The organism is Bradyrhizobium sp. Kon58 (genome assembly GCF_055807455.1).
The window spans coordinates 118,373-124,626 of record NZ_JBVVOT010000021.1 but is presented as its reverse complement, the minus strand read 5'-3'; the positions used below and the strand labels follow the sequence as shown (position 1 = coordinate 124,626).

Genomic DNA, 6,254 nt, shown 5'->3' with positions numbered 1-6,254 from the left:
CAGCCAAACCTTACGGGGAAAGCAGGGAATGGTTAGGCCCGGCGCGTCTTACCGGACAAGGACGCGTCGGGCCGCGACTGCGTAAACGCGCATTACGCAAGCTGGCGGCGCCTTGCCTTGATGAAATACGGGTTGGCTAGCGAGCGCTTGAGGCTGCGGCTTGCGGCTGCTGAAACGGGCCGGACCTGAGCCCCTCGGTTGGCGCAGCCGGCGCACACAAACCGCGGTTCGACATCAGAGAAGCGAACGTGGTCCGGCCCAACGATCGGCATGGCCGCAATGGCACTGGACCAGGACATTCGCGTAGGCCCATCTCGCGCATTTCGCTGAAGGTGCCTTCTAAAGCCGCATGCCGGTATCCAAGTGTCGTGGCGGCGAGCATCCATTGGCATGACGCGGCTAGGGAAGGTATTCGGCTTCAGGTCTTTCCCGTCCTGCGGCCGCTTTTGGCAATCTGACCGAAAGCTGAGTCACACACTGAAATACGCACCCGTCGGAAGGGGGGTGGATGTCGCGGCTTCGATGCTGCCAGTCTAACGGATACACATGGTACAGAGCCCGCTGCTCCTTGAATCCTGGCGCTCAAGGGGAGGGCTCCGGGGCGGGCTGGCGGACCGTCCTTGACGCGGCACGGAATGCTTTCTTACGCGGCCGCCCTTCTCGTCATTGGCGCACAAGCTTGGACCGCATACCGGTCAGCATCGTGTAGGCAAGGCGCCGCCAGATCAGGTTCATCAGGACTAGCATGTCGCATCCCCGTGTTGGATTCCGCTACTTTCGACGCCCTCTGTTTCAGCAAGATTTCGCGGGGATGGGAAATGGCTTCGTGCGAGGTCGGGGTCGTGTCGCCGGTGCAGGTCCGCATGCGGCGAGTTAATGGACACCGCCAGAGGAGGTCTGAGCGATCGGTATCATAGCGGTGCCCTGTCGCGGCCGCCCTGCGGGTGGGCGGGAAATCTCATTCTCCAATGGCAATCGGAACGCCGCGGCTGATCGTACAGAAATGGAAAAGCTGCGGGGACCAGTCACGCCGGCGGGGCTTTCGGTTTTTGATTAGCTGCGGCACGAGAAGCGCCCTTTAAGGCCGCTTCGATGGCCTTAGGCCGCATACCTCGGCGGGATCTTCCGCCTTGCTGCTTAGGCGCCGATGATTGCGACACTCTCGTAACTAGCCACAGATCGCTGCCGCAGCTGGCGCATTCATACCGCTTCAGTTCGTAGCCTTCGGTCACGGGGAAAACAGATTTGAGCAGTCGAGCTTGGCTACAAACGGTGCATCCGGCTTCGCCGTTCACGATCGCCTCCCGCAAGCAATTTGGCCGCAATGATGGAAATCAAAACTGAGTCTCGATTCAGGAGCAATAGCGGCTCACGCTGGCGGGCCCTATTTTCGATACAGCCGCCCGGTAGTCGTCCGGAGGTGTAAACGCCGGCCATTGGAATTACCGTTCTCGACCTTTTGGCGGACCAGCAATGGCGCAAGGCGGTGGCACGGACAAGGCACCAACCCTCATCTGCAACAGATGTCAGCGTCCAATGGAGTTTCTCGCATCGCTGCCGGCAATTGCAAACCTGCCCGCCGCCTATGCCTACAGGTGCATGCCCTGCCTGAGAGTTGAAACTATCGTTCTGGGCTGAAGGAAGGCGCCGCCAGAGTTTGCTCTCAAGGCGGAGGCGAGCAGTTAATCCGCCAAAAGAGCTTGTTGGCGTGACGCTGACCGGAGCGCAAAGGCTGGCTTCTCTCCTATGGTGGTGTCTCAGCGCGTTGGTAGCCGGTCCACTATGCTGGACAAGACCTTTGGCGGCAACGTGATGCCCGACAGCTTCCAGGTCGCACCTTCATAGTGCAGGCTAACGCTCCCGGCGTCCTGATTTTCTGCGAGCCTCACTGCGAACTCGACCGGCTTCACCAGTGTTATTCGTCCCGCGAAAACAAAGAAGTTCGAAACGTCGAGCTCGGCCATCGACGACATCGTACCAAATGTAATGTTTTCTGCAGCGTTGCGGACGGTGCCGCTCCTCAACAGGACGGACAAATTTTCCGGTGTCATGAGCTTGACCGCGAGATCGTCGGCGATTGTCGCACCGACTGCGTTAACTGCCATTCGTTCGAACGGCCGCACCGGCCGCTTTTGGCCAATTCGGTCGAGATAGGCGGACACAACCTGATCGACCACCGAATGGCGGAGGCGCGGAAGATTCGTTCGGGCCATCACCTGAGCTGCATCTCCGCTTCGCACCGCCGAAACCAGGCCCAAGACCGAAACGAAGGCTGATCCGGCGTAGATGAAGAGGCAGATCAGGAACGCCGCCAGGATGCCAATGAGCCACCTCATGGAGCGGCAATCATGGTTCAAGGGGATTGTTCCAAGATGCGATCAGCAAGGGCCTCTGACGCCTCTTACGCGGCTGTTAGCCGAGAAGTTTAATCGTGCTGATCGTTGGAGGTTGGCAATGCACAAACTGATCGCTGTAGCCGCAATGAGCGCGTTCGCACTTGCAGCGTGTGGGAGAGACCCAGGGCCTAAAGGAGATCCAGGCGCGCAAGGTCCAGCCGGCCCGCAGGGAAGCCCACGACATCCAACGAGTGCCTGGACCACAAGGCCCCGCCGGCACGCAGGGGCCTCAAGGGCCGCACAATCCGAAAGGCGAAGAGGGAGACAAGCGTGATCCGGCGACGGTCAACATCCGTGCGGTTCAGGCCGACGGCGCGGTCAATTGCGACAGCAGCGAAGCGCTGGTGCCCGTGTTCTGCCCGAATGGCGGTGCCGCGGACGGCTCAAGGTGCGGGACGTCCCCAACGGTTGGGCTCTGCTTGAAAGAGTGACCGAGCGGTCGCTTACGATTATCTTTGGAGTAATTTTGGCCACTGGGCATCGCCGACAGGTAATGGAATTAACGCATTGGTCCGTGCCCAAGTCACGTCCATAACCTTTTCCTCGGAGACGCGCCAAGCTGCGACGACACACACTGTCAGCGTCAAAGCCGTTGCAGCAACAGTACGGATAAGAACTGGCTCACGCTTACTCCGCAAAACAAATCATCGAAGAGCGAGAGCGAGCACAAGGGGACGATTCGGAAAATACAGTGCGGCTGACTTAACGTCCGTTATCCCCAGGCTGTAAACAAGTCGGCTCACGCCTTCGAGCAGTGAGCCCCGCGATGTGCAACCATTGGCCACCGAATGATGGGTCAGTGGCCGAATGACGATATCATTCCTGGTCGGTCAAGTTGACCGCCAATGAAGCAGCCCGGACAGTAGGGCAAAAATGGTTGCGGTCACGGCGAATGGTTTAATGGCATTGAGATCCTTGGAGAAAGAACTCCAATTGATCTCGAGCTCGAAGTCCCGTGGCGGCGCAGTAGAGCGCAAGTGCTGCGGAAGCGACAGTGAACAGGTTTGCAATTATCCGGAGTAGACGCAGGTTCATTCCTAACGGCCCCAGCCGCTCCCCCAACTCGGCCGTGCTTCCGTGCCCGTACGGGCAGGGTGACTGGCATAGAAGCGCTATGTGAATTGACAACTGCTCGCCGCTACGTCGCCACGACAGGAAGATCAGCGAAGCGATTTTAGCGCCTCGTTCATTGTCATCAAGCGGGTGACGTCCTGACCGTTGATTACGATTTGATTGTCCGCTGAAATTAGAGATCCCGCGCCGATGGCAATCGATCGTTTCGGCCGGTTGGTATTGATGGCGACCCTGAGGTTCTCGCCTGGCGTGATGGCCTTGTATTTATTCCCGGTGTATTGAATTAGGTTCTCGTCCAACACTGTGAAGGGCCGCATTTCGCCATGGGTGAAAGCGCCATGCGGAGTGTTGGGCATGACATCACCGTAGAGGAAAAGATTGACGCGCTGGCCTTTGCTGCCCAGTCTGTGGTTCGAGCAGATCCAAGGAGTGTCGGGCTCTCCTGTCAGGATCTCGGACACGGCGATCTCCGGTCCCGGCACGCGCGCCGTCGTTACGCCGTCACCGATCATGGTAAGATATTCACCCTCCGCGTAACCGCCGGCGTTGTCGCCCCTGGCCACTACATGCTTCGCAATCGATCCGGCCAAAGCGCTGAAACCCGATCCAGCCATGTTATGACCGGAGCATGAATGACCCGAGTAAACGCCGCTGAAACTTCCTCGGCTGAGGTCGGCGAATTCGAGCGTCGAGTATCCGTCAGCGACGACATCTTGCAGTTTAGCGGAATGAGCCGCGTATTGACCGCGGAGTTCGCAGAGATAGAAATCACCGTCGATTCCGGCTCCATCTCCGATGATAGAGCATGACACCGCTTTCGTTCGCGATGCGGCTCCTCGTCCCATTACTGTGCAGCTCGTGAGTTAGCATCGCGCGCGGTGGATTCGTCGCCAACTATGATATTTCCGTCTCCCTTTCCACCAACGAAGCCACCTCCCGTTATCGAGTTACTCGCAAACGCGGGCGACGACGCGCTTACCGCTGCAAGTACCCCGCCGATAAACGAACGACGATCCATTTCTTGATCTCAACCGGCTCTCTTGAACTTTATAGGGTCAGTGGAGGCCTGGATTCCGTAAAACTCCCGAACTTGGCTGAGGTTCAATGCGTGGTGTATCGGGCTGAGAGTGGGCAGTGCGTGGCTGACGGCAGATTTTGCTCCGTCCACTCCTGAACATTAGAGCGTGGCTGCACGCTGCCGGTGTGTCCGTTGGACGTCCCGGCGAACTTTGGGGCCGGTTGTTCACGCTAGCGGGGCCCTCAAGTTTTGGGAACAAGTGGCAACATTCGCATTTGATAAGGAAGGGTGGACAAATGTACGCTTAGATTGTGTTGACTTCCCTTGACCTACTACTGATGTGGGCGGGCGCATGGATCGAGACCTGAAAGAGCTTCGCCGGCTAGAGCGGATATGTCTCGCTCAAGCCGAGCTTGCCACGATGCAATGTGAGCGGGCGGGGTTGCTCGAGGTGGCCCGCAATTGTCGACAAGCGGCAGCCAAATTGGAAGGCGGGACCATGCGGAACTTCAACGGCCCTGTTGCGTGGTCGATAGTTGTGATTGCTCTAATCCTTTTCGGGACATTCTATCTTTCCTGGTGAGCATCAAGTTCAGACCTCCACAAGGGGCCGTATTCCTCGCCCCTTAGGTTTATCGGCTCCTCGAAAGGCCCCTGGCGGGCTCCGCAGTTGCGAGCGCCCGGCCTGCTCAAGTGCCTATACTCGGGTCAACAAGTTTGGCACGAGCCGGCCCGCGACATCGTTCAATAGAGGGAGGATGGCCCCTCGATCTGACCAATGGTCTCAGCAATGTCGCGCCAGAGGTATGTGGCTGATCGCCGGACCCGGTTCACGCTGACGAGCCATTCTCTTCAGAGATAAGCGACGACAACGAGGCACCCGGGGTGCTTGGGGTCGCTCCTGCATAGTATAAGTTTTACATCGAACCCTAACGAATCGGGGCGCCGTGGGTATTCTCTTACTCTCGCTCGCAGCGTGCGTTGTTGGTATTCTTCTCCTACTTGCATTCCGCCGATAGGACCGAATCCGGACGCAAGAGTTGCCTTGAATCCTCAGCCAGCGCCGAGGTTAAGCTTTTCGGCGGGTTGTTTTTGACTGTGCGCGATTGAGCGCGTTCACTCCATGGCGTGGATGGAGACGAACGTGATCACCTGGCTGCTAGTCATCATCATCGCGGTCAGCGTTGCAATCCTGATCGCCCACGCGATTGACGCCATACGCTCTTAAGGCGCAACGGAGTGGCGCGAGATGTTGGAGGTTCGGCAGCGGTACACGCGAGCTCATCCGGGAATGTGACGCTCTTTAGGTCCAAGCGCTCGCAACACGAACACGCTGCGAAATGCGGATGCGGCGTTTCGCTAGATCGGCATGCGCTCCAACAATAAACAGCCTGACAGCTCGGATGCCCTGCTCGCGTTGGCGCTCATGAAACCCTCGAGGGCGGGGGAGACTTCCCCGTCGTTGTCGACCGTGCGCTGGGGCAGCGCGTCGGCGACGTCGGAGGTGGCGTCGCGCGACCATCCCTCTATCGCGCTGAAGCAGACGATCCGGACCTGATAGGCGTACTGGCCGGAGAGGAGGCCTTGCAGCACGGTCTCGAGGTCGGTCTCCGCTTCGTCCGTCTCGCGCGATGTGCAGCCGGCGCGCGCGCCGAAGTCTTCCAAGGACAAGCTAGATGTCCCGATCGAGACGATCGGCCGGCACGATCTAGGGCCAGGAACGCTACGCTTACTTCATACAATGGGAGATACGGCCCCGGCTTCAG

3 protein-coding genes and 1 pseudogene are annotated in these 6,254 nt (G+C 58.7%); 1 reads left to right on the top strand and 3 read right to left on the bottom strand.

Features of this window, described 5'->3' with window-relative positions:
* Positions 1-1,757: 1,757 nt before the first annotated feature.
* Complete coding sequence (locus AC0L20_RS28250) at positions 1,758-2,336, bottom strand: DUF2939 domain-containing protein (protein WP_473293977.1); 579 nt, start codon at positions 2,334-2,336, stop codon at positions 1,758-1,760.
* 1,220 nt (positions 2,337-3,556) lie between these two features.
* Entirely contained in the window at positions 3,557-4,084 is a 528-nt protein-coding gene (locus tag AC0L20_RS28245; RefSeq protein WP_473293975.1) for a hypothetical protein, read from the bottom strand.
* Positions 4,085-4,102: 18 nt separating this feature from the next.
* Between AC0L20_RS28245 and AC0L20_RS28240 the strand changes: the two genes are divergently transcribed.
* A complete protein-coding gene (locus AC0L20_RS28240) occupies positions 4,103-4,279 on the top strand; it encodes a hypothetical protein (protein WP_473293974.1) in 177 nt (58 codons plus the stop codon).
* A gap of 1,568 nt (positions 4,280-5,847) precedes the next feature.
* Here the strand turns inward: AC0L20_RS28240 and AC0L20_RS28235 are convergent.
* A pseudogene (locus tag AC0L20_RS28235) lies at positions 5,848-6,196 on the bottom strand (hypothetical protein).
* Positions 6,197-6,254: the final 58 nt, after the last annotated feature.

Bases quoted from the DNA above. Each gene is read 5' to 3' on its own strand.
- AC0L20_RS28250 (WP_473293977.1), bottom strand. From the start codon at position 2,336: ATGAGGTGGCTCATTGGCATCCTGGCGGCGTTCCTGATCTGCCTCTTC.
- AC0L20_RS28240 (WP_473293974.1), top strand. From the start codon at position 4,103: ATGACCCGAGTAAACGCCGCTGAAACTTCCTCGGCTGAGGTCGGCGAA.
- AC0L20_RS28245 (WP_473293975.1), bottom strand. From the start codon at position 4,084: ATGGCTGGATCGGGTTTCAGCGCTTTGGCCGGATCGATTGCGAAGCAT.